This is a genomic window from Glutamicibacter sp. GQ173 (genome assembly GCF_059759215.1).
In genome coordinates, this window is the sequence record NZ_JCAXDT010000005.1 from 18,401 (window position 1) to 39,981 (window position 21,581).

General features: G+C 52.6%; 18 protein-coding genes. 3 read left to right on the forward strand and 15 right to left on the reverse strand.

Annotation, left to right across the window (positions count from 1 at the left end; genetic code table 11):
* Positions 1-8: 8 nt before the first annotated feature.
* The 6 genes from AC6CHO_RS09380 to AC6CHO_RS09405 all read right to left on the reverse strand — a co-directional run bounded on the left by AC6CHO_RS09380 (position 9) and on the right by AC6CHO_RS09405 (position 5,459).
* Entirely contained in the window at positions 9-839 is an 831-nt protein-coding gene (locus tag AC6CHO_RS09380) for an alpha/beta fold hydrolase (protein ID WP_498214767.1), read from the reverse strand.
* Positions 840-1,217: 378 nt separating this feature from the next.
* Positions 1,218-1,787 (reverse strand): DUF4190 domain-containing protein, encoded by a 570-nt coding sequence (locus AC6CHO_RS09385; RefSeq protein WP_498214768.1) that lies wholly within the window; start codon positions 1,785-1,787, stop codon positions 1,218-1,220.
* A gap of 1,268 nt (positions 1,788-3,055) precedes the next feature.
* Positions 3,056-3,976 (reverse strand): bifunctional DNA-formamidopyrimidine glycosylase/DNA-(apurinic or apyrimidinic site) lyase, encoded by a 921-nt coding sequence (gene mutM, locus AC6CHO_RS09390; RefSeq protein ID WP_498214769.1) that lies wholly within the window; start codon positions 3,974-3,976, stop codon positions 3,056-3,058.
* An 11-nt stretch (positions 3,977-3,987) separates the two neighbouring features.
* On the reverse strand, positions 3,988-4,665 hold the full coding sequence (gene rnc / locus AC6CHO_RS09395; RefSeq protein ID WP_498214770.1) for a ribonuclease III: 678 nt from the start codon (positions 4,663-4,665) through the stop codon (positions 3,988-3,990).
* Positions 4,666-4,689: 24 nt separating this feature from the next.
* Positions 4,690-4,893 (reverse strand): 50S ribosomal protein L32, encoded by a 204-nt coding sequence (rpmF, locus tag AC6CHO_RS09400; protein WP_060701450.1) that lies wholly within the window; start codon positions 4,891-4,893, stop codon positions 4,690-4,692.
* A 2-nt stretch (positions 4,894-4,895) separates the two neighbouring features.
* A complete protein-coding gene (locus AC6CHO_RS09405) occupies positions 4,896-5,459 on the reverse strand; it encodes a YceD family protein (protein ID WP_498214961.1) in 564 nt (187 codons plus the stop codon).
* A gap of 390 nt (positions 5,460-5,849) precedes the next feature.
* Here AC6CHO_RS09405 and AC6CHO_RS09410 point away from each other — a divergent pair, with 390 nt between their 5' ends.
* The gene (locus AC6CHO_RS09410; protein ID WP_498214771.1) at positions 5,850-7,085 is read left to right on the forward strand and encodes a CDP-glycerol glycerophosphotransferase family protein; all 1,236 of its coding nucleotides are present in this window, start codon (positions 5,850-5,852) and stop codon (positions 7,083-7,085) included.
* 135 nt (positions 7,086-7,220) lie between these two features.
* Entirely contained in the window at positions 7,221-8,435 is a 1,215-nt protein-coding gene (locus AC6CHO_RS09415) for a CDP-glycerol glycerophosphotransferase family protein (RefSeq protein ID WP_498214772.1), read from the forward strand.
* 76 nt (positions 8,436-8,511) lie between these two features.
* Here AC6CHO_RS09415 and AC6CHO_RS09420 read toward each other — a convergent pair whose 3' ends face one another.
* From AC6CHO_RS09420 to AC6CHO_RS09460, 9 genes are all read right to left on the reverse strand, one after another.
* Entirely contained in the window at positions 8,512-12,036 is a 3,525-nt protein-coding gene (locus AC6CHO_RS09420) for a CDP-glycerol glycerophosphotransferase family protein (RefSeq protein ID WP_498214773.1), read from the reverse strand.
* A 297-nt stretch (positions 12,037-12,333) separates the two neighbouring features.
* Entirely contained in the window at positions 12,334-13,608 is a 1,275-nt protein-coding gene (locus AC6CHO_RS09425) for a CDP-glycerol glycerophosphotransferase family protein (protein WP_498214774.1), read from the reverse strand.
* A 48-nt stretch (positions 13,609-13,656) separates the two neighbouring features.
* Positions 13,657-14,118, reverse strand: a complete 462-nt coding sequence (locus AC6CHO_RS09430) for an FAD synthase family protein (RefSeq protein ID WP_498214775.1) — start codon at positions 14,116-14,118, stop codon at positions 13,657-13,659.
* A 241-nt stretch (positions 14,119-14,359) separates the two neighbouring features.
* Positions 14,360-15,250 (reverse strand): glycosyltransferase family 2 protein, encoded by an 891-nt coding sequence (locus AC6CHO_RS09435; RefSeq protein ID WP_498214776.1) that lies wholly within the window; start codon positions 15,248-15,250, stop codon positions 14,360-14,362.
* A 40-nt stretch (positions 15,251-15,290) separates the two neighbouring features.
* Positions 15,291-16,112: a CDP-alcohol phosphatidyltransferase family protein gene (locus AC6CHO_RS09440; RefSeq protein ID WP_498214777.1), complete on the reverse strand. Its 822-nt coding sequence runs from the start codon at positions 16,110-16,112 to the stop codon at positions 15,291-15,293.
* Positions 16,109-17,146 (reverse strand): glycosyltransferase family 2 protein, encoded by a 1,038-nt coding sequence (locus AC6CHO_RS09445; RefSeq protein ID WP_498214778.1) that lies wholly within the window; start codon positions 17,144-17,146, stop codon positions 16,109-16,111. The genes AC6CHO_RS09440 and AC6CHO_RS09445 overlap by 4 nt, the downstream gene beginning before the upstream one ends.
* A 7-nt stretch (positions 17,147-17,153) precedes the next feature.
* Positions 17,154-18,011 (reverse strand): ABC transporter ATP-binding protein, encoded by an 858-nt coding sequence (locus AC6CHO_RS09450; RefSeq protein ID WP_498214962.1) that lies wholly within the window; start codon positions 18,009-18,011, stop codon positions 17,154-17,156.
* Positions 18,012-18,021: 10 nt separating this feature from the next.
* Positions 18,022-18,810, reverse strand: coding sequence for an ABC transporter permease (locus AC6CHO_RS09455; RefSeq protein WP_498214779.1), 789 nt, complete (start codon positions 18,808-18,810; stop codon positions 18,022-18,024).
* A 196-nt stretch (positions 18,811-19,006) separates the two neighbouring features.
* On the reverse strand, positions 19,007-20,137 hold the full coding sequence (locus AC6CHO_RS09460; protein ID WP_498214780.1) for an LCP family protein: 1,131 nt from the start codon (positions 20,135-20,137) through the stop codon (positions 19,007-19,009).
* Between the two features lie 553 nt (positions 20,138-20,690).
* On the opposite strand from AC6CHO_RS09460, the gene AC6CHO_RS09465 reads away from it, so the two are divergent.
* Positions 20,691-21,410 carry an SGNH/GDSL hydrolase family protein gene (locus AC6CHO_RS09465; protein WP_498214781.1) on the forward strand — a complete coding sequence of 240 codons (720 nt, stop codon included), beginning with the start codon at positions 20,691-20,693 and terminating at the stop codon, positions 21,408-21,410.
* The last annotated feature ends 171 nt before the right edge of the window (positions 21,411-21,581 follow it).

Here is a 21,581-nt window from a genome sequence, read left to right on the forward strand (position 1 = left end):
TAGTGGGGCTAAATAGAAAGACCATGTTTTTCCGTCGAGTGATAGCGGTGCAGGAAGGCAAGAATCGCCTGCGAGGTTTCGATGGGTTCTTGTTCCAGGGGGTAGTGCCCAGAGCTATTGAAAACGAGACCGTTTACATTTGTGGCCAGCAATCGCATGCCTTCGGCAACGGCAGATCCCATCGCAAATCTTCCTCCTATGGCGAGTACCGGGGTCTTCATCAAAGGGCCGGTCAGCAGCCCTCGAACGTCGGCGACATCACCGCTCCGGGTGCGGTAGTAGCTGAGACCCGCTTCCAAGACGCCCGATCGAGAATAGGCCTGGATGTATGAATTAACTGCTTCGTCATCTAGCCTCGGTGGCCCTGCGCTTTGCGCAAGAAACTCTCCGTAAAAGACAGCTTCGTTTGTGGGCACAAGGTGGTCGGCAAGTCCAGGCACGCTGTTGAATGAGCCGTGCCAAGTCGGGTAGTAGTCTCGCCCTGGGGCGGGGATGTCGATGTCGATTCCCGGTAGGATTTCTTCTTCTACGACGAGCGCGGTCACCGCGGATCCCAGTTCCGCAGCTAGTAGGGCGGCCACTGTGGCACCCCAGTCGTGCCCAATCAGGGCGAAACGTGTGATTCCTTGTCGTGCCAGTTCGTTACGAACCCACATGGCGAGGTCTGTTTTTCGGAAGCTCTGAGATCCTTCTGGTGCAGCTCCGAGTCCAGGCAAAGTGATTGGGATGATGCTGTACCCTGCTTTGCCGAGAACTGGCACCAAGTGCCGCCAGTGATTCTCCGTGACTGGCCAGCCATGCAACAGGACCACGGGCGAGGAATCGGGTATAACGGTCATTTTTAAATGCTAGCATCCGTCCCATTTGCACAATGAGATTGGCGCGGTTTTCTGCCTGAATACCATTCCGCGCTGACGCCGATAATAATCCTGACTGCGCCTGGTAATAGCAACACCAGCATTGGTGGCAGCATTAGCATTGATTCTTTGAGGACACATAATAGCCCAGGTACAGGCCGATAATTGCAGCAAGCATTCCTACCAAAGCTAATCCAACGGGTCCTGCATTTTCGCTTTCCTGGATTCCCCAAGCAAGTGATGCACTGGAATTATGCTTCGAATACCGAAGTTCTACGCAACAAAGACGAGGCAGAAATAAGCAGCCCGATCCTATTCGGGAAGTCCTGAATGGGATCGGGCTGCTTTTCGTTGGTGCTGCTACTTGGAGATGGTATCCGCCGTGCAGCTGACATTGTCGGTTCCGGACTGCTTGGCAACGCTCTCCCCATCAATGATGATCTCGCAGGATACCTTCTGCGATGTAGTGTAATCGCCACTGGTTACAATGAGGGAAGTTGCGTCCCACCCGGTGACGGTGGTTTCTTGCTCCCATTTACCCTTGAAATCCTCGTTGGACGTACCGCTTGTCGCCCCGAACATGACTGTCGCATTATTTTCTGAAGTTGCCTTGTATACGACTGTGGCTTCTTTGTTCATTTCCTCATCAACGCTGCTGACAAATGCAGCAGTTGTCGCAGTGACAATTCCAGCAATGATGATTCCTACAGCCCCGAGGATTAGACCTGCAATAGACAGCCCTTTTGCCCGATTCTTTCGGGTGAGACCAATAATGCCGAAGATTACGGCTAGTCCGCCAACGAAGAAGGAGACTATTCCCACGAGAGGAATGAATGAGAAAATAACGGCGATGATTCCGAGGACAAGAGCTGTAACGCCGAATCCATTACGCGGATCCAATGGCGCAGAGCCAGATGGTGACATGGTCAAGTGAACTCCTTGAATGAGTGATGAATGTAGACGAGGAAATGTATCTACAGAGCTGCAGTTTATTTGAAATGCCAATAAAAATCTAATCTTTAGAAGAACGATCTGCGTCGAATATTCATGCTGGGCTAAAATTGTCAGCAAGAAATCAAAGCGGTGTGTTTAGCTCGACTCGATTTCCGTGGCGAAGAAGAAGATCAATAGAAAATCTTTGGTTAGCTTTTCTATAATCACGTAAACCTCTACGCACGCTTCGGCCAGGATAGTTATTCTAGGAGACTGGACGAACCCACATTGTGCTAAACCCGCTAAACAAGACGATGAGGCTAGGCGTTCGAGTCTGATCAGATGAAGTCGAGCGGACATATCCGGCCCCATCAACCTTGTCCCAATGGTTGCTTTCCGGTGCCCTTGCTCAGCCATGAGAAGGTGCTCGGCTGAGAAGAAATTTCTCCTGGCAATAAAGAAGGGCAGGGCTTCTCCAAGAAGCACTGCCCCAGTGGGATGTCGCTGAGCGGCAAACTAGGTTTGCCGCTTTCATGCCGCTAGTCCCTGCAGGAGGACAACCAGCATGATTCGCATCTGAATAGTTCCATGTCACTTCCTGCAGGTGGAATTTAGAGTTCTTTTTACAGCTGCATTTGGAGCACATAAAACTGGGTCGCTTCACGGTCCCATACCGCGGCCTGCGCCAACGGGACAAGGTACAGATCGCATTTGCGCTCGGCGCCCCGTCAAAATGTTCATGACGAGCTGGCTGGCCAGCCTTAACTGCATCCGCGATGTCGCCGCTCAACGCTTTCGTCTGTTCAACAGTAAGCTTCAGAACGCCCCTGTAAGGCGAAAAAATCGGGCAGATCGCTGCCCTCGACCACTTGCGGGAGGATGAAAGCGCGAAAGTTTTCTTCGGTTCCTAGAACGTTCTGGCAATCATTGCCTATGTTCTGCAGTCCATCGGTTCTGGAACGGATTGATCTAAACAATTGGCCGCGCTCTTGCAAGAGTTCCCAGCCTCACGCACTTTTCTATCGAATCAATGGGAACACCCGGAAATTGGAAAACACACGACCTCTGGCATGGCTGAAGCACACGGAAACCGTTCGTTAACAATACGCCCAGGCCTGCCTGACACGTACGTGACATACACGCGAATGGCCCGAGGAGCAATAAACAGAACAGCCCCACTCCTTGACGTGATAAGCGGTACCACCATTTGTTGAGACCACCTCTAGCTGGGTGAGGCTCAAACCACGCGTCCGAGCGATTGACTTCTAACGCCGCGGACGTGGCTGGCACACCGGGCAAGTGTAGGACGAGCGCCCCATGAACGCGTCCCGGCGGATCACCGAGGCCACCCCGTTTTCGGCGCAGCGCAGGCAGGGTTTGCCTTCGCGTCCGTAGGCGTTGAGCGAGCGGGCAAAATAGCCGCTGGCCCCGTTGACATTCACGTACAAGGAATCGAAGCTCGTGCCGCCTGCCGCCAGCGCGCGGGTCATGACATCGACCAGTGCATCGTTGAGCCGTTGTACTTCAGGACGCCTGATCGTGGCAGTTTTCCGGGATCCCGACAGCTTGGCCTGCCATAGCGCCTCATCAGCGTAGATGTTGCCCACCCCGGAAATGACGGCCTGGTCCAGGATGGCGCGCTTGAGGTCGGTATTACGGCGGCGCAGGGACAAATAGAAATCCTCGGCGCTGCGATTCGGGTCAAGGACATCGCGGGCGATGTGCGCGGCGGCCTGGGGTATGGCAGGTTCTGGGGATCCTAGTCCGGCCGGCAGCCCGTCGGAGGTTGCTACCAATGGCGAGAGGAACATCCCGCCGAATATCCGTTGATCAACAAATCTGAGTTCATCTGGATAGTCCAGGTGCTCCCCGAGAGACAGCCTGACTTTGAGGTGCTTTTCGTCTGCCGCGTGTGGCTGCTCAACCAATAGTTGGCCACTCATCCCCAGGTGCGCGACGAGGACCGCCGGCACATCCAGCCCATCGAGTCCTAGCCAGAGAAATTTTCCTCGGCGCACCACCGAGGAGATGGTGCAGCCTATCAAAGTTTGCTCGAAATCGAGCGGGCCATCAAGGTGCCGCCTGACTGAACGCGGATCCAGCACCTGTACGGCTTCGATCCTTCGCGTGCGCACCCATTTTTCCAGCCCTCGACGGACTACTTCCACTTCTGGCAGTTCAGGCATCTGGGTGGCGCTTAGCTTTTGGGTACTTGCTGGCCAGGATTGAACTGCAACCACGTTTGGTGGGCAGCTTCCTGCTCAGCTTCTTTTTTCGAGGGGCCATGTCCCTGGCCGTATCCCTCGTCGCCAATATGCAGTACTGCAATGTAAGTGCGGGCGTGGTCCGGGCCGGATCCGGTGACTTGGTAGCGAAGCTCGCCAAGTTTGCGGGAGGCAACAACTTCCTGGATAACAGTTTTCCAGTCGGTTGTGGCTCCAATCAGCCGGGGATCCTCTAGCAGTGGGGTGACAAAGCGCAGCACAAAGGCCCGTGCGGCGTCCATCCCCTGCACCAGGTAGGTGGCACCAAGAATCGATTCCATGGTGTCAGCCAAAATGGAGGACTTGTTGGCACCGTTGGACTGGGCTTCCCCGCGTCCAAGCAGCAAGTGCTCTCCAACTTCCAGATCACGAGCGATCATCGCCAGGGCACGGGTGCTGACAATGGCAGCACGGCGCTTCGCGAGATCGCCTTCGGGCAGATCCGGGAATTTTGCGTAAAGGTATTCTGCAACGCAGAAGCCAAGGATGGAGTCGCCGAGGAATTCAAGGCGTTCGTTCGTTGGAATGCCACCGTTCTCGTATGAGTACGAGCGATGGGTGAATGCAAGACGAAACGTCTCGGAATCAATATCGATTCCGAGACGTTTCATAAGTTCTTCTTTAGAAGACATGTCTTAGACGTCTGCGACCTTGCGACCCTTGTACTCAAGGAACAATTCGGTACCAGCCGAGTCAGTGACAACCTTAGCCTGGTGAGGCAGGCTGTAGGTTACGCGACCGTTTTCAACGGTCTTCACCAAGCTCGGTGCGGTAGCCTTCCACTGAGAACGGCGGGCACGAGTATTCGCACGGGACATCTTCCGCTTTGGAACAGCCACGACTACTTCTCTTCTCTCTTGTCTGACGTTTTATTTGTTGCCGCATCCTCTGCGACATTGTCGGACAGCTGCGCTAGCGCTGCCCAACGTGGATCCAGAATCTCATGGTGATGCTCAGGGTCTTCGTTGAGGTTGATTCCGCATTCATTGCAGAGCCCCAAGCAATCTTCCCGGCAAACCGGCTGGAACGGCAGGGCGGTAACCACTGCGCTCCGTAATACCGGATCGATGTCAATCAAGTCACCGATTACCCAATACTGATCCACATCATCATCGTCTTCGAATTCTTCGCTCTCTTCATAGTAGAAGAGCTCCTGAATATCAGCCTCGTAGTCGTACTCGATGGAATCCAGGCATCGTCCACATTCCCCAGCAATTAGCGCTGTAGCGGTACCCGATACCAAAATTCCTTCATGCACGGCTTCAAGGCGAAGATCTAAGTCAAGCTCAGATCCTCCACGAATGCCGATGAGTGCATTTCCCACATCTGCGGGTGCCGGAACCTGCTCGTTGAGAATCTCCATTGAGCCCGGCGAACGGCCGAGATCCCTGGTTGAAAAAACCAGAGGCGAGTTGCGATCGAGTGCGCCATGTGACGATCGATCAGAACGCTTTTCGCTAATGATGACTCCTACTAAAACATAGTCCGACATTTCATCTTAGCTTGCCACAACCCAAGATCCCAAACTGAAACCAGTTATAGAACCCTCCCGTTGGTGTTGCACTCACCACAACATATCGTAGCGCGATTCAAAATGAAGTTCACGCACGTCTGGCGTGAAGGGCCAAAAAGCTGTTTTTGACCCCCTGCCAGTAGGCTTACCTGTACGAATTTAGGTCATAACCTTAAAATTACCTAGGTTCATGGGCGTTTCAAGGCATGTAAACAGCCCTTAACTAGATCTTGATCTTATGCTTGTGAGAACGGTGCAGTTACTATCGGCAAAGGATCTGAGATGAAGCTATTGAATACCCTGCAAAGGGTGGCAAATCGTGCCCGTCAAAGTCTTGCTGATAAGCAGCAGCGTCAATTCATCGAGCGTTATGCCACTGATCTAATCCACGCTCCGGTTGGCGAAGACCGCTATAAGGCCGCCTTGTACTTCGCAGACGAGATGGTCAACGCGTATCAAATTCGCCAGTGGTACGAACCGATGAAGCAACTGGCCGATTTCATGCCAATAGCTGTCATCACTCGTCGCCCGGATACCGCTTTAGCTTTGCGCGATGAATGCCCGTTGCCTGTGTACTACGCCCCAACGGTTGAAGATCTTGAGCGCCTCGTTGACTCTCAAGACTTGCGCCTGATGTTCTATGTGAACCAGAACATTCATAATTTCCAGATGTTGCGCTTCAACGAACCTAAGCATGTCTTTATCTGCCACGGTGAGAGCGAAAAGTCCTACATGTGGTCCAACCAGCTGAAGGCGTACGACTTCGTATTCTCCGCTGGTCAGGCCGCACGTGACCGCCTCTCCTCGCAATTGCATAATTTCGATGCCCAAGAACGGACTCGCCTCATTGGACGTCCGCAGATTGACGTTTCATATGTGGCCCCTTTTTCTCCAGACCCTGCCTTACCCACGGTGCTCTATGCGCCAACGTGGGAGGGCGACCGTCCGTCAATGCAGTACGGGTCTGTAATTTCGCACGGCGAGCAACTGGTCGATGCACTCATCAGTGACGGCGGGTTCAATTTGATCTTCCGTCCGCATCCTCGGTCCGGCAAGAATTCGGCAGCCTATGGAAAGGCAGTAGAAAGAATTCGCCGGAAGCTGGCAGAGGCCAATGCCAATTCGAGCGCACAGTTGTTCTTTGACGACACCGCTGGTTGGGGTTGGCAATGGAGCACATCGGACTTTTGCGTCACCGACATCTCGGCAGTCGCTTACGACTTCTTGGCAACGGGCAAGCCAATGCATGTCACCCGACCAGCCTCTAGCGAAGCCGCGGTTCATGATTCACCGGCACTGGCCAGGGTGCCTTCTCTGAGCGCAGAGGCCTCAGAAAATGCGCCATCGCTCATTCGTTCCGCTCTCACGGAAAATAATGTGGACTTGCGCGAAGTCGTTGAATACTACTTTGGGGATGTGACTGCAGGCGCCAGCATGCGCCGATTCATCACCGAGTCCCTCAAGCTAGTTGTAGGGGATGTACAGGCAGAGCAGCTACCGCTGAGAAAAGCCGCTTAATCCTAAGACCTCATTGGCGACTAGAAATATTGACAAGACTGCACCCGACGCAAGTGCTGAGAACATGGGCCTCGAGAAAGAGGATCCGGCAATTATGCTTAGTCTTGCGTCGAATTTCGTGGTGAAGGAACTTTTATGAACGTTAATCGAACCATCAATAGGGTCATCAATAAAATCCATACGAGTCTTGCTACCCGAAAACATCTGAAGTTCATTCGCGATCACGCTGCAGAGCTGCGCAAACTACCTGGCGGTCCGGACAGGTACAAAGTTGCCTTGCACTTTCCCGACGCGATGGTCAATGCATATCAGATCAGGCAATGGTATGAACCGCTTCTCGCTCTAGCCGAGTTTGTTCCTGTAGTAATCATCGTGCGAAATCCTGACGCGGCCATGCATTTATACAAAGAATGCCCTCTGCCGATTCACTTTGCGCCAAAAATTGAGGACGTTGAGCGGCTAGTACAGTCCCAGGATCTGCGCGTGGTGTTCTATGTGAATCAAAATATCCGCAATTTCCAAATCATGCGTTTCAATTCTCCTGACCATGTATTCATTTGCCATGGGGAAAGCGAGAAAGCGTACATGTGGTCCAACCAGCTCAAGGCCTACGATTATGTTTTTTCAGCTGGCCAGGCTGCCCACGACCGTCTACAAAAGCACTTGCGAAATTTCGACGCGTCAACGCGCTGCCGCTTAGTTGGCCGTCCACAAATTGATGTTCACTATGCGTCACCAATAGATTTAAACAACGAACTGCCGACGATACTCTACGCACCAACCTGGGAAGGCGACAGGCCGTCCATGAATTACGGATCGGTGCTTTCTCATGGTGAACAGCTGGTTGACGCGCTGATCAGAGACGGCGGGTTTAACATTATTTTTCGTCCGCACCCACGTTCGGGCCAGAACTCAAAGGCTTACCGACAAGCTCTAGAACGAATAAAAATGCAACTGAGCACAACTAACGAAGGCTCAGAAGCTCAGTTCTTTTTCGACGATTCTGCCCACTGGGGTTGGCAATGGTCGGTTGCCGATGTCTGCGTCACAGATATATCCGCCATAGCTTATGACTTCTTGGCCACGGGAAAACTACTGTACGTAACGAAACCCGTGTCAGACAATGCCAGCATCGTTGACTCTCCGGCGCTCGCGCAAGTCACAACGTTGAAGGCGAATGGAATAGAAGATTTCGCCAGTTCGGCACGAGATGCCTTAGCCGACGAAAGCTTGCGGCAACCGGAGCTGGTCAACTACTACTTTGGCGACATTTCTCCAGGTGCCAGCATGCAAAGATTCATTTCAGAAACTCTTGCATTAGTTGAAAAGCATAGCGAAGCTGGCCGCTAGTCGACTTTAACACGACGTGGTACCGGACCTTTGAGAGGTCCGGTATCACGTCGTTTTGGCAGTTGGCCAAGCCCTTCTATTTAAAGAAACGCTCCACGACCCGCTGTGATGCTAATCCGTCATCATGAGGAGCGAATTTCTTAATGAACTCCTCACGGTCCACGCCGGCTAGGGGTTCACCGGCCAAGGCCGAGGATAATGTCGCCCAAAGGTCACTTTGGTTTTCAACGATTGGCCCCGGCAGTGCACTTTCGTAATCCAAATAGAAACCGCGAAGGTTGTCCCGGTAGTTCTCCAAATCGTATGCGTAGAAGATAATTGGTCGACGCAACAAAGAGTAGTCAAAAAACACCGATGAATAATCCGTTATGAGAACATCGGATGCCAAGTACAGCTCCTGGATATCTGGATGCCGCGAAACATCGATGATGCGATGCCTCAGGCGTTCCGGAATGGTAACTGCGTTCGATACCAACACATGCATACGAAGCAAGAGGATCGTGTCTTCGCCGAAGCGCATATCAAACTCATCCAAGTCCATTGGCAAATCAAACCTGAATTTGCCACGGCCTGAGGCAGCGTCGTCGCGGAACGTCGGAGCGTATAGAACGGTTTTAACTCCGGGCGGTATTGCGAGCTCATCACGAATATTTTTCTCACGGTCCACAACGTCTTGGCTTGTCAAGATATCGTTTCGAGGATACCCAACCTCCACAGCTTCACCTGAGAAAGCGTATGCAGATCGCATGATGTCGCTGGTGTAACTTGAGGGTGAAATGAGATGCGTCCACTGACGCGTTGCTCTAGTAACTCGCTCCAGGTACCCTTCGTCGCGACCATGAACTTCTCGAATATCGAGGGCCATCTGCTTGAGGGGAGTTCCATGCCAAGTTTGCAGGAACACTCCCTTGGAACGACGCTGCACGTAATGCGGGAAGCTCTGATTATTCACCCAGTACTTTGCCCTGGCTAGGTACCAGAAGTATTCGGGCGACAGTCGCTTGACGGTGGTGGTCAAGGGATCCGTGAATCGGTGCCCTCCTGAATAAACCCAGACCTTACGACGAGTATCGCCTTGACGAATCAATTCCTCGTAAATGTATCGCGGTGAATCCCCATATTGTCGCCCAAGGCCTGATTCAAATACGATCAGGTCTTCTTCCATGGGAGCAAGCTTGAAGAGCTTGAATAGCTTGCGCATGACGTCGAAGTAGTGCTTGTTTCGTCGGAACTTGTTTTTCAACTTCACCGGTAATTCGGCGCGCCAGCCGATGCCAGAGTTTTTCCGCAACTCTGCTTTCTCAATTTCCTCTGTTACCCGCTGCGAATTATTTTGATCCCGATACGTCATAAAGACGTCTGCACGATTGCGGTATTTGTCTTCCATGCTCTTGCCGCGTTGCAAGGTTTGCGCAAGATCCTCCAACAACGTCTCAGCGTCAAAGGCAATACGTCCTGGCAATTCTTCGTCAAGATTCAAGTGGGAACCTTTTGGCCCGAGGAAGCGCGCACGATCAAATTGGAAGTAGTGAACCGGCTTGTGCAGGAAACTGAAGTCAAAATTCACCGATGAATAATCGGTAATCATAATCGCAGAAGTCTTAATAAGCTCCTGAACGTCGATCTCGCCTTGGACTATCAATCGAGCCGGGGCACCCTCGAAGTGGTCCCTGAATTGCATCATATTAGGGTGCAAGCAAAAGACGACTTCCAATCCGTGCTTTTCAACAAGTGCCTGAAGCTCCGGCGAATTCAGTAAATTTTTCCATTGTTCTAGATACTCTGATTCAAGGAAAACTTCTTCATTCTGCAACCAATCACGCCACGTCGGTATTATCAGCAGCATGTTTTCGTTGATCGCAAGGTCGTTGGCAAGCAACGCGTCAAAGCGGGACAGCCCGGTAACTTTGACTTCGTCCGGCGAGTAAAGGAAATCATTGACAATGTATTGCTTTTCGCGTTCTGATGAAACCATGAAGAGGTCAGTGGCAAAACCAGGAGAGTTCTTGCCATAGTTAGGAACCATCCATTTAGTCCCCATGACGCCATGCTGCAAAAATACTCGTGTGGCCCTGCAACGTGAAGAGAAGCTATAGTGCCTAGTTGGGAATAGGTAATCCGCGTGATGCGTCCCAATAAAACGCTGGCAACGAATAGCTAGTTCAAAATGCTCCTTGCTGCCATGGAATACGACGTGGTCCAAGGAGTCAAAATTCCGCAGATCCGGAGCATTTTCATCGATCACGTAGTAAGCATCAATGTCTTTGCGCTCGCTTCGCAGATACTTAAACAAGTGCAGCCCGTTGTCCTGCGCTTTATAAGACAGTTCGCCAACGATCCAAATTGGCTTGGAGCCTACGCTCTGGTCATCTGGGAAACTACGTTGCTTGGTCTCGGCAAGCACTGCGAAGGCATCCTTGTCGAACACTTCCAGAATGAGTGATGTCGATTTGGCCTTGAAGGTGAAATATGGCGATATGGCTAGCGTCTTGTCGCCAACTGTCGAAGTATCGGCACGCGTTGTAGACCGCACGCCAAACGGAGTTCGTGTCACGCGCATTCGCGAGACTTCACTGCTTGAATTGGATGACACCAAAAGATAGAGGTCGTAGTTATCTCCGCGGTCGATCTTGCTCCAGTCGACCGACTTGAAATCCACTGAAGCAGACCAATTATAAATAGCACGTCCAAAGCGCTTTGTTGCAAGATTCTCGTCAAAGGACAGCTTAACTGGCGTCTCAACGGCGAAGTCCGATTTACGCCCAACAAGTTGTAGAGTCACCTCAGTCAGGCGATCGCTCTGCGTTTCCAAAACGCCGCCCAATGACAACTCGCCATCTCGAACTTGAGTGATGTCAGTGCGGATACGGTGCTTGAACTTCAGTGGACGGTTCAGCCCCAAAGCCACTTCGGCCTTCTTATTGATATACAGCCCTACGCTGCGTTCGCCCGAGACGTATACCGAGCCTTCGCTGAGCGTGGTTGATGAGAATCGCCCCAATATTCGATGTGCAATTACCGGGCCGTTGAGAGTGATCTCGCCAGCTTCAATTTGCCGCCGAACTTCTCTGCGGCGAACTAGTTCTCCGCCTTCAGACAGCTGCAACCATGCTATGCCTGTTGGCAAAGCATCAAAATCCACATTAAAGGTAAGAGCAAGGCGAACCGTACCGGAATACTGGTCATCTTCTAAAGTAACCGAGTTGTCTTCGGCTTCGTCCTCATCGGTGTCGGCATCGGTCTCGGTGAATTCAAGCTCTTCGTAGACAGAAGAACGTTCACGATATTCATGCCATTGTTCAAGAAGCGAGGACAGATCCAGATCTGCGTTGATCTGGCGCAATTCGCCGCCCGCTTTGTTGGCTAAAGCCGATGAAAGTGGTTCCACAGAAGAAACAATGTGGTTGCCGTGCAGTACGGATACCGAACGCACTTGATGCTCGACACGCGCACCGATATGAAGTGTTTCCCCTCGAACCGAGAGATCCAGCTGTTGGTATCCGGGATAGTAGCGGTACTTCTTGCGCTTCAACCGACGGGTACGCAAACTTTGCATTGCAGACTGCGCTAGATCTTGCACAGATCGAATCTCAACTGGCACGAATAAGTCCTTCATTATTTTAGCCGTTCTTTCCCGGATGACCTTCGGGAAGACGCTCGGCGTTCCTGCGCGAATGGCATGGGAAAGTCACCAGCAACGTAGTGCGTTGGCTACCGTCCCATGTGATCCACTGAACAAGGTTACCCCTCGTCATCACTCAAACAGTGTTGAAATGCCACTGCTAACCTAAAAATAGTCTTGGAGTCGGCTTCAGGGATACTTGACTAAACGGAGTGACGATCCGATAGCTGCGGAAGTGAAATCATCTGCAGCCTGGGCGGTAGCACAAGGGGCGAACTAGCTATGCCACCCCCGGAAGCTCTGCAGCTTTCCTTGGCGTTCACTGATCAATTCCTGAATCACGTTTTGGAAGCGCGTAGTTGAATCGCCTCGATCAAGATCTCCAAAATAGAACTGGCGCATCTCCATGCGCTGCTCCTTATGCACGTCATGCGTCAGCGCACTGGTCAGCAGGTCTTGGATATTTTTTACGCTAGCTGCATCTACAACATGGCACGACTGCGCGACGGGAGCATCGCGGTGAAGAATATCCCGGTTAGTGCGACGATCGGAGATGACCAAAGGGTTGTCCGGGTGAAGATAAAGATAGTCCAGGCCCACACTTGAAACATCAGTAATCAGCGCATCAGTCGAGTCGAACATGGCCAAGATATTGCCCTGTTCAGAAATTACGTGTTTCGCCCCAGCATCATTCGCAGTCTTGAGCAGCTCCAGAATGCGAGTATGGGCTTGAGCAATACCCGGAGTAGTACTGGACTGAATGCGAGGGTGCGGTTTGTAAATGACCCGCCATAGTGGGTTTTCAAGCAGCGCCTCGACTATAGCGACACCGTATTTATCCAACGAAGTGTAGTTATTATCTTCGTTTTCGCCTTCCCACGTCGGCGCATACATTACATCCAGTTTGTCGCTCGGCGATAGCTCCAACTTGAAGTCGATATCTAGTTGTGGGCGCCCTGTCACAAGCAACTTGTTGTAATCGAAATCAATCAGCATGGTCTGATGCCGTTTGATGGCTGCCGGGCCCGCGACAAATACCTTGTCATAAGCCTTGGCCTTATTGGAGACCATCGAAAGCTTGTCGCTCTCGCCATGGTTTACGTGCACATGGACCAGTCGAGGGTGATCCAAGGACTGGAAATTACTGCGAGAGTTGTTAACGTAAATAACAAGTTTTAATTCATTGTCATCATAAACGTCCATGAGGTCCGAGAATCGTCGAACGAAAACCTTTGGAAGTGCAGTCAGCTTTCCAGCAGCCTTAAAGGCGCCGAGCGTGCGGAACACCAGTAAGACTTCTTCTTTTTGATGCAGTTCTTCTAGAACGGGCAGCCACTGGGCAACCTGATAAATCTTATCGGCGCCGTCTCCGAAGTACACGGCAACAGATCCAGGAAGCTGAATGTTGGACACGCCAACGTTTGCTCCAGCCGGTCGGTTGACGAAGCCCATGGCCCGATTTAGTCGCTTAGCTCCGGGCTGACGCCCGACCATGCGCAATAGGGACTTAACGCTGCCTTTGATTGAACTGCTGAAGTACTCGTTGGACATGAGATCTTTCAATAAGGTATTACAAATGCTTGCAGTCAGAAACTTCGCTTAGCTCAGTTCCTTGACAATCTGGCTCAGCGTATCCAGCGTGCTCTTCAAGGACTGGACATGGCGTTCATCAAATTCGCTCAGCACGCGCTTCATCTCAGTCGTTGAGATTCCCGTAGTACGCGGAAGGTAGACGACCTCTACTTCATCCCCGAGGTCATCGAATTTGCCCTTCCAGTCTTCACCAATTCCGAAGACCTTGGCATCGTACTTCTTGATATCAAGGCGCTTCTGCTCCCAGTTCTCCTCCGGGATAGCAAGGTCAACGTACTCGATGGCCTGGACGATTTCACGACGCTGTTCGAATGGCACTACCGGCTTTTTACCCTTGATCGCGTTGAATTCGTCGGTGGAGACACCAACGATCAAGCGGTCACCCTTGGCCTTCAAACGCTTCAAGATGTTCAGGTGCCCAATGTGGAACAAGTCGAAGGTTCCATAGGTCAACACGGTCTTAGTCATTTGAATTTCCTTCTGCAAAGTCTATTACTGGCAATTAAACGGGCGCTCTAGCTGGTGTTCTGGAAGAACAAGGCAATCGCTGTTCTTTGTGGGTACACACTAATTATCGCGCCAGTAGTCCGATAAGCGTTAATCTTCTATTTACCTACCAGCTAGCCTAGCGGTAGTCCACTCGATCGGCTAAACCGATTTCGACCGGCCGATATTCAGGCAGTCATCCCTTCCGCTTGAGCCGCACCGGTCAAATAATCGGTGGACGTCCCGAAAGAGTCATTCGAAGCAGCGTTATCCAACGCAGCTTCGAGCGTGGTTCCCGGTACCAGGGACTTCCCTTCCAACCCGCCTTCCAACCAGCCAAGTACTGGTTGACTGCGTTGGGTTTCTTGCGCATTCGCAGGCATTCAATGAGCATCCACGTTGTCGGGTAGATCCAGGTGAACGGTGCAGGCAAATTCCTGCGAGCAAGCCAAACACGATTGCGCGCGTTAAGGCGATAGAACTCTTCATGCCGGCGCGGGTCCACTACAGGGTGTCCGATACGCATGTCGCCGGCATACCAGACGTACGTTCCGGTGTCCCAAATGCGCCAGGCCAGTTCGATGCCTTCGTGCGCGTACCAGAATCCACCGGCCCAACCACCTGTGAGGTCAAAGAGCTCGCGGGTTGTCACGAGGCAGGTCTCTCCGACGTGGAAGACTCGGCTTGGTTCTTCCGCGGTGCGCTTCTTCAATCGGGGAATCCAGCGAGTTGGATTCTGATCACTGTGCTCAGGATCGGTGATACGAGGCTGGAGCAGCCCCATCCTCGGGTACTTCTTAAAACGGTTTACGGCGGTAATCAAGAAATCGTCGTCCAGGAACCATGAATCATCATCGAGGAAGCAAAGGTACTCCCCCTCGACTTGAGCCACCCCGGCATTTCTACCGGCAGGAATGCCGAGGTTTTCTGGCAAGAAATGCGTCTTGATTCCTTCAGGGATGTCGGTTGGATCCCAACCGTTGCCAACGACTACCGCATTGATGACGACATCCCGTTGCGCGAGCAACGAATCCAACGCGCGACGAAGTTCTACCGGGCGGTTGCCCATGGTCAATACGACAACGCCGACTGTTGGAGCGAGTCGATTATCCATGCTCTGCCCTTTCCGTTTGTTTAGTTGCGGTAGCGAAGATTTACGCTTTCAACCGCGAAGACACCATATTTGATAAAAAGTGCCCGATATTCACCAATACGCAGGCAGGAAGCAGAATCCATATCATCCACTTTTCCGCCAGCCCTGGCATCCCTGCAATCGCCGAAATGATGGAGCACAGGAGAATGAGCAAGCTCAGCTCCACAGCATGCAGCAAACGGTGGAACGGAAGGAATCGCGCCATCGCGCGTAAACGGCCGATGGCAGTTGCAGTAGAGACAGCTCGCGCGGCAGCAGTATCCGGAAGCTTCGGCAAACCGGCCATGCCCCGAGCAGCGTGAACCATCAGGGACTGTGAACGATTGAGCACCAGCAGGACAGACAAGCAAGCACCCATGAACAGGGCAGGCCATGCTTGTGCGCTCATTGCTCCGTCGACTGAGAGTTCTTTGAACACCCGGTAACCCAGCGCAATGGGAATCAAGGCTTCTGTCGTATGGTGCCCCACCATATCGATGAAGATTCCACGTGGCGACTGGGAGGCGCGCCACCGCGCCACCTCGCCATCAGAGCAATCGAAATACAGCTGTACTTGCGACAGGACAACCGCTAGAATCGGCCCCCAAATACCCGGTATGAGCAGCGCAAGCGACATGCACCAGCCGGCAAGAATCATCAAACCGGTGACTCCATTAGCAGTGATGCGTGTTCTGACCAAGAGGGCCGTCAGGTAAATGGAGATATGGCGAAGATAGAGTTCAGCGGTCCAGTGTTCAGCGTTCTTCCGAGCTTTCACCTCAGGTGGCTGGCAGACAGCTCGGAGCTGATCCAGCGTCGGATTCTTTGGGCGGTCGACAGTCACTTGACCCGGCCTTTATCCAAAGTTCCACCGGCGCCAAAGATGCGTCCCTTGAGGTACCCGGCCGCCCACGGAAGATGAATTGATTGGAACGCGCCAGCGGTAAGGAGTTTCTCCTTGAGCCCTTCGCCCTTGGAAGCAAAGCCAGCAGCCATCGTTGCCGCCACATAGACCAGCGGCGCCGAAGCGGCAACATTGATCAGGACCTGAAGTGCACGGGGTGCGCGATCCTTGGTCAAGGGCGCAACGATCAAGGCAATCGATCCGAGACCCACTCCGGCAAGAAGCAGGGGTGGAATATCATGTCGCAGCGATTTGCCCTCCGGGAATCGACGTGCGATTTCACCGCGCCACGTGCCAGATGCATAGGACTGCCGTGCCAAGGCCTTGAAGGTCTCGCGCGGGTAGTAACCGACCTTCAGTTCAGGGTCGAACCACACCTTGTGGCCTGCCTGGCGAATACGAAGGCAGAGTTCCCAGTCCTGGGCACGCCACATGTTCTCATCGTAAAAGCCGACCTCGTCAAACACTTCGCGGCGAAATATTCCTAGATAAGCGGACTCAGCTTCGCCCTCGGGAGCACCAGAATGATACGCGGGGCCACCAAAACCGAATTTGGAGTGGTAGGCCGCTGCGATGGCCCGTTGTACCGTTGTACGGCCCCGAGCGTCCATCAGCCCGCCAACGTCGTGGGCGCCGACGCGATACAGCGTTTCTACCCCGCGACGGGTGTAGTTGGATGGAAGCTCGCTGTGCGCATCTACGCGCATGATGATTGGATGAACTGACTCTTTGATTGCCAAATTCAGCGCAATCGGCGTACGGCCTTTGGGGTTGTCAACCAGGGTGATGCGGGAGTCCGCTTCGGCCAGGCGGCGCGCAACAGCATCGGTGTCGTCGGTACTTGGGCCGAGCGCAATGACCAGCTCCTTTTCTCCGTCATAGTCCTGGGTGAGAATCGAGTTGACAGCCTCTTCCAGGTAGTCGGCCTCGTTCAGCACGGGCATGACGTAGGATACGCCGGGAAATTCAGTCATTCGTCTCTTACTTCTTGTGCTTCTGGTAGGCCTTGATCACGGTGTCCGGGTCGCCGTCCATTTTCTGGACACCCTTTTCAATCCAGATGCACCGATTGCAGGTTTCCTTGATTGAATTCATTGAGTGCGAAACCAGGAACACGGTGCCGGCATTCTCGCGAATTTCACGGATCTTGGCTTCACTGCGCTTGCGGAACTTCGCGTCGCCCACTGCCAAGGCTTCATCGACAATAAGGATGTCGTGTTCTTTGGATGCGGCGATGGCGAATTTCAGTCGTGCGGCCATTCCTGAGGAGTAAGTCCGCATGGGAAGATCGATAAATTCTTCCAGCTCGGCAAACTTGGTGATTTCCTCACGCATATGTTCGACCTGCTCGCGGTTGTATCCCAAAGCCAGGCCGCCCAGGGTGATGTTCTTGTCACCAGAGAGGTCAGGAATCAGGGCAGCGCCGACGCCCAGAAGGCTCGGGCGCGACCGTGCATAAACTGACCCAGCAGCAGGCGGTGTCAGCCCGGTGATTGCACGCAAAAGTGTTGACTTACCCGAGCCGTTGGAACCGATGATGCCAATGGATTCATTTTCGTAGGCAACGAAGGAAATACCCTTGAGCGCATGCACTGTGCGCACGCCACGCATCTTTGGCTGCAATAGCCTCCGCGCACCTGCATTGCCCAACGCTTTGCCGCTGGAGAACACCTGGTATTTAACATGCAGGTTGTCCACCATGACGACCGGCGTACGGGATTCATCAACGGTCAGCGTGGAAGACGTGATGTCCTCCGGCTTAACGACATCGATGAAGGATGTATCGTCAGAAAAAATCGGTGCGGGTTCATACTCCGGGTGCAACTCCGGGTTGATCAGATCATCAAAACTAATTGGCACGGCCGTAACGCTCCTCAGCCTTCCAGAAGAAAATAAGTCCCACGACGAGCATCACGAGAGACCAGACACCCACGACGACCCAACCCATCGGATCATAGTCGGCGGTGTCCATGATCATCGCTCGCGCTAGCTGCAGCGTCTGATACAACGGGTGGAAATCAAAGACGGTTACCAGCCATGGCCAATGGCTGAGGATGCGGTCGACGCTGAAGAGGACACCGGAGGTGTAGAAGAGCATGCGTGTGACCAGCGGAAGAATCTGCGTGAAGTCCCGCACGTGGACAGTGATCCTGGCGCAAATAAGCGCAACACCCATGTTGAAAACACTGAATAATGCGATGAGCGGAATAATCCCGAACCATGACCACTTCGGTGACGTGCCCAGGATCATCGAATAAATGAACATGATGGCCACCATCGGCATCAGCGTCAGCAAGTTCTGCGTTATCTGTGCAACTGGCAAGCTGAGGCGCGGAAAGGATAGGGATTGGACCAAGGCAGAGTTGCCAGTGATCGACTTTGCCCCGCCGTTCATCGAGCTGGTGAAGAATTCAAAAAGGAAGACGCCGATAACCACGAAAACCGGGAAATCTGCTGCTTTCTTGTCGCCTTGCAAGACTCCAAAAATCACGCCGTACATGATTGCATTCATGGTTGGCTTCAGGACTACCCAGAGCATTCCCAAACGGTTTTGCTGATTCTGCTTCTGAACTCGAGCCTTCGCTAATTCATAAATGAACTCACGACGCTCCCAAGTTTGCCTCAGATAGTCGCCCAACGAAGGACGCGCACCTACACGGTGCAAGCCGAACTTGTCGGCCTCCTCTGCAACTGTCATGCTCAAAAGTCCTCATTCTCGAATGCCAACTGTCGCTTGGTTAGTAAGCACAGATGTTCAAAGTCTAGTAGATAGGATCCGTCATCCACGTGATTGGACAGGTGCATCCACGCATTTGTCACACCGATCACAGGGTTTATTCTGTTTCGGGAGGATTCTCTTCCAGATACTTCTGCATCGTGTCTGTCCGCAGCGCTTCACCAATTTGGGCAATCGCCAATTCGCTAGCCAATTCAATGGACTGACCGTCAGCGCTGACCGATGTACCAGCGGTGGGCATGGTGAACATTGCCATGTTCTGAGTATCGACTTTCTTAAGCTGCATCCCGAGCCCGACAAGGGTCGCCGCATCGAAGTCTTCATCGAATGTCAGATACGGCGACACGGTGTCGACAATGTCGTACAGCTTCACCGGATTCGTGAGGGTGTCAGAGGAGAGAAGTTTGTTTGCAGCAGCGGCGATGAACTTACGCTGGTTGGCTACTCGCTGGTAATCGCCATTCGTGAATGATTTGCGCTCGCGAACGAAGCGCAGCGCACGGTCGCCTTCGAGATCAATTTTTCCTGCTGGATAAAAATAGTCGGTGTCGTGGGCAGTGAACGGAATGTCATTCTCGACGGTGACTCCCCCAAGCGCAGTTGATAATTCCTTAAACCCCTCAAAATCAACCATGGCGACATGGTCGATTTTGGTGTCAAAGAGCCCTTCAACCGTTCGCATTAATAGCGGGACCCCGCCCAAGGATACAGCCGCGTTTAACTTGTTGCTCCCGTATCCAGGAATGTCCACGTACATGTCACGGACCATGGACATCACGTACACCTGTGAGCGGTCTTCCGGGATATGAACCAGCATCATCGAATCACTTCGCTGTTCCACTGCTCCGCTCAATGCGGCAGAACCGTCGCTGTCATCCGCTGCATGGTCAACACCAAGCATCAGAATGTTCATCGACTTGTCGTCTGGGTCTTTCACTGGGCGCGCTTCCTGATCAGCATCAGAAAACCCAAGCGCCAGCGAATTGGATTTGGAGTTGAACTGCCGCTGGAGGTCAAAGACGAAATAACCCGCGCCAAGTACGCAAACCAGCATTGCCGCCACCACGGCGACAACTATGTTTCTCGTTCGCTTTTTCCTCTTTCGCTCAACTTCATTGCGCGCGCTTCGAGACGCAAATAAGAATTCTTCAGGTTCTTCGTGTTTCAAATCATCTCCACCCGGGCTACCAAACTGAAGCCAACGGACCATCCGGGAGACTTCACGCAAAGAGCAAGCATACATAAGCTACTTGTGATTATGCTGAGTGCATTGACCGCAAACCAGAGTGATAAACGCCACGCAAGTAGAGGCATAGAAAATCAGCTTAGACGGTTCCGCTAAATTCGAAGAAAATATCCAGAAATCTATTCCCGAGCAAAATCTGCAATTGAATCAAAATCGATAAGTGGGAGCACGTTTTCTCCAGAACCATTCGTGGGGCAATCATCCGGCTTCCGGACCCGAATCTGCAGCTTCCTCTTCGGGAGGACCTCTATGAGGCGCATCTGTTGCGCCGACAGTGGCGGGCTTAGAGACCGAAGTTCGCCTTTAGAGATCCACGTCGCAGATTCCTGGGCTGCTTGGTCAGTCGCCATTTTCAAACTCCGATGAGTTAGATTCAAGAATATGCGGTCTGACTCTTCAGCGTTAAGACTCACGCTTTGGGCTTCACAGCCGGCCACGGATTAACCGGTCCGCCCGATAAACTTTGAGCAATCGACAAACACCCATACATCTGAAGCGAGATCCGAACGTGCCTGACGTAAATACGGATAGAAAAATGTCATTCCGACAAAGAGCAGCATTTGCACTAGTGCTGTTCGTTGTATTGGCTGTCGCCCTTGTTCCCGCTATCCAAGGCATCGTCTCGGCTAACAGCCACGCTGTCGATTCAATTCCGAGCCCAACACCCACACATTCTTCCAGGACAAGTAATTTTGACCAGGTGCTGTTTGCAGGCGACTCGATCACTGTCGGCCGCGATGCACAGCTACTACCTGAAAGCTTCCGCGCCATCACGTCGCGGAGGCTCAAGGCGACGGGGACTCAGTCCATCACAACCGTTGCCAAATCTGGAGCGAAGTTGCATTACATCGCCCATAGCAAAACCATGCCCAAGGACCTTGATCTCGCCATCATCGAACTGGGCACCAATGACGCCGGTGGCAAGACACCGACCGATACTTTTCGCAAGGAGTACCAGAATTATCTGAAGAGGATCAAGACCCACTCCCCTTCAGTAGAATTCGTTTGCTTAGGAGTCTGGTACAGCCCAGAAACTAAAATCGCGCAGGATCTGGATGCCGTCGTCAAAGGAACCTGTGCACAAAACAGCGGAATCTTCATTCCGCTGTCAGACCTTTACGCAAATACCCAGAATCGCGGGCCACGAGGAACGAAGACGTGGAAGGGTAAGTCCGACTTGTTTCACCCCAACACGCAAGGGCATCTGGAAATAGCCAATAAACTCATCAAGGAGTTATCCCAGCCCGCATCTTAGATTGGGGGCGAGAACAATTGCGTTTTCGTCAGAGAGAAGTCCGCCCGTTAAGGACCCTATCAGAGTACTGGAGATGAGATCAGGCCAGACCAGGACCTCTCTAATTGATACAACAATGGCGACCTAGTCCTAGAACTAGGTCGCCATCACTTAATAAAAACCGCAAAAACA